3 protein-coding genes are annotated in these 2782 nt (G+C 67.6%); 2 read left to right on the plus strand and 1 reads right to left on the minus strand.

Annotated elements, in window-relative coordinates; all coding sequences use genetic code 11:
* Window positions 1–116 precede the first annotated feature (116 nt).
* Window positions 117–446: a hypothetical protein gene (locus V5A20_RS13960; RefSeq protein WP_332327636.1), complete on the plus strand. Its 330-nt coding sequence runs from the start codon at window positions 117–119 to the stop codon at window positions 444–446.
* 89 nt (window positions 447–535) lie between these two features.
* Window positions 536–973 (plus strand): hypothetical protein, encoded by a 438-nt coding sequence (locus tag V5A20_RS13965; protein ID WP_332327595.1) that lies wholly within the window; start codon window positions 536–538, stop codon window positions 971–973.
* Between the two features lie 329 nt (window positions 974–1302).
* On the opposite strand, the gene V5A20_RS13970 is transcribed toward V5A20_RS13965, so the two are convergent.
* The coding region (locus tag V5A20_RS13970) for a DUF5687 family protein (RefSeq protein ID WP_332327637.1) at window positions 1303–2782 on the minus strand (1480 nt) is incomplete at its 5' end.

Genomic DNA, 2782 nt, shown 5'->3' on the forward strand with positions numbered 1-2782 from the left:
TCCGATCGACGCCCCACAGGCCCATGACGACAGGCAACGCTTCTCTTGGCGACCGGGCCGTCCCCCCCCATGGACGCCGCACCGACGCAAACCGTAGAACCATACTCCCGGATCCCATGGTGCCTTCCGTCTCCAGCGAGGATCACCCCGCAGACGAGATCGATTTCTGGAGTTCCTATCCGATCAACTGGCCGAGCCTCTACGCGATGGCGGTGTTGATGCTCGGGACCATCGGCCTGAGTCTGTGGGCCGGAGCGTATAGGTCCGCCGCGACCACGGCCCTGATCGCTGCGGGCGGCGCAGGGGTCGCCTACGACGCCATTCTCGACCACCTCGGGCAGCGAGTGGACCGACGGTGGTACTGGGCGGGCCTCGGGATGTGGGGACTGGTCACGGTCTGGAATCTGGCCTGGCTCACAGTGGCCTGGTTCGCCCGCGGGGGATAATCCCAACCCCGCACGCCTCGCTGGAGGACGGACGGGAAACGTCCCTCTACGCTCGTCTCTTCTGTGTCCGAACACCGACTTGAACGCCGATGCGTACCGACACCGTTCCTGGCTGGCTCAGCCCCACCACCAACTGGCGGAAGGCCCTGCGGACCGCCGCGATGGTTTTCGCCGCGTTTGCGGGCCTCCACGTCCTGATGTGGGCCCTCTCCCTTGAGCCCTTCGCGTGGACGGAGATCCTGCAGGCCGCGCTGCTCGGGCTCTTGGTTGGAGGGCTTCGACGAGCGGCGCCGCTGTCCAGGAGGCGCCTCCGGACAGTCGCCCCCGAGCAGCTGCGCGTGACGCTGTCGGCGCTGGTGATCGCAGGACTCTTCGTCGTCCTGTTCGGAATTATGAGCATTGGGGAGCCGGGCTCCCTCCTGGACGGCTGGCCGGTGTGGCTGGGCCTGAGCCTGGTGTTCGGGTTTGTGCTCGCGATGGTCGGGGCGGTGGACGAAGCGGCCGACGGCCGGTTGGAGACGGGGTAGACGCTAGCTCACGGATCGGTCGCCCGGAAGCCCGCCGCCATCGCGTGGCGCTGCCGGCGCAGCCCCTCTCCAATCCACCCAGTCCAGGGTGGAGCCGTGGCACTCCCGAAAACGCCAAATTCCAGTCCCAAACGACCCGCAGCAGGCTGTTTGCGAACTGGGTGGGCATCACGACGAACAGAAGCCCGACGTACGCCGCGGCGATCACGAGGAGGATCACCTTCACGAGGTGCCGGCCCCAGGTCGTCGAGCGCCACCGCTGCCTCCACTGATGACGGAGTACGTCGACCATCGTCATGACGGGAATCGGGTGCGTTCAGCAGGACGGCTCAAATGGGTTCGTTTTCCCGAAAGCCCTCTACCATCTCGCGCCGGTGGCGATCGAGTTGACGCACGAACGGGTGCAGACTCCAGGATAGGCCCCCCAGCCCGAGCAGCCCCACCCCTCCGAGGGCGGCCGTGGCCGTCCACCAGGCATCGGCGAGCGCCGCCACGAAACTCCCCACAATGACGACGAGGATCACAGGGGCGAGCGCAACCCCCGCAAGATTCCCCACAGTTCCGTTGAACGAGAACGCCGAGGCCGACAGGTCCACGGGCGTCCGCATCTGCGTGCCCAGATACACCATTACCGGCACGATCACGCCCCACCAGTAGAGGGCACAGGCCCCCAGAAATGTCCCTACGCGGAGGGACAGCCAGGGAAGAAGTCCGAGGAGGAAAACGGTGCCGGGCACCAGCCCGGTCCACAAGAGAGCAATCTTCGACGCCACGACGGCCTTGAGCTGATGCGGCCGCGCAAACGTCCCCTCGATATGGCCGGCAGATACGGCGTACGCCTGCACGCTCACCCCGATCAGCGCACCTCCGAGTCCCCAGAACGCAACGTTCATTACAGCGTTGGCCCCGATCTCGGCTGACGTCCCGACGTACACCTCGGCGACGGACAGTGCGAAGAACGTGAGCGCGATCGTAATGCCCATGAGGGCCAGCCCCCGCAGCCGCCGTGTCCGCACGATTTGCCGCAGTTCCAGCGCCACGAGCCGACCGGCCGGCAGTGTGGTTTGGACCCAGCGGTAGACCCGCGCCCCCCACTCTCGGGTCGACGAGCGGGAGGACCGCGGTGCCGTCCGCCGGTCGACCTCGACGCGCGCCTCCATGCCGCGGAGCAGGACGGCGTACGTCCCGGCCGTCGCGAGGAGCGAGAGAGCCAGTCCGACGAGCGGCGCTCCGAAAATGACCCGCGAGGCACTCCACAGCAGGGAGATCCCCAAAATGGCGTCGAGCCCGACGAGGCCGGCCCCGACGAGCAGCACCCCCAGAAACCACGCCGGCTCCCGCCCGAGCAGGACGTTCAGCAACTGCATGCCGAGGGCCGGGAGCACGCCCGCCAGCAGCAGGGCGGACGCCAGCCAGGACGCCGCCTCGCCCCCGGACAGCGTCGGCCACACCTCAGCCGCCCACACCGGCCCAACGACAATGACCGCAAACACGGTGTGGACCGACAGGAGCGCCAGAAGAACCTGCCCCCGGAGCACGCCCCGTCGCCGAATCGGCAGGGCGAGGTAGGGCCCCAGGCGGCCCGACGTCGGCGACTGCAGGAAAAATCGGGCCAGCGTCAGGGCGGGGACGAGGTACAGCATTCCGCCATTGATGACCCGGAGCACGTTGGCGTCCGGGTTCACCTCGCGGATGCCCGTCCCAATCGCGTAGCTTCCCAGCCCAACCGGAAACAGAAGCAACAGCAGCAGGCCCAGCAGCACGATCTGCCCGATCACCGTGCCGGTGCCCCATCCCGGATGACGGAAC

This window comes from Salinibacter sp., assembly GCF_036626415.1.
Lineage (GTDB): Bacteria > Bacteroidota > Rhodothermia > Rhodothermales > Salinibacteraceae > Salinibacter.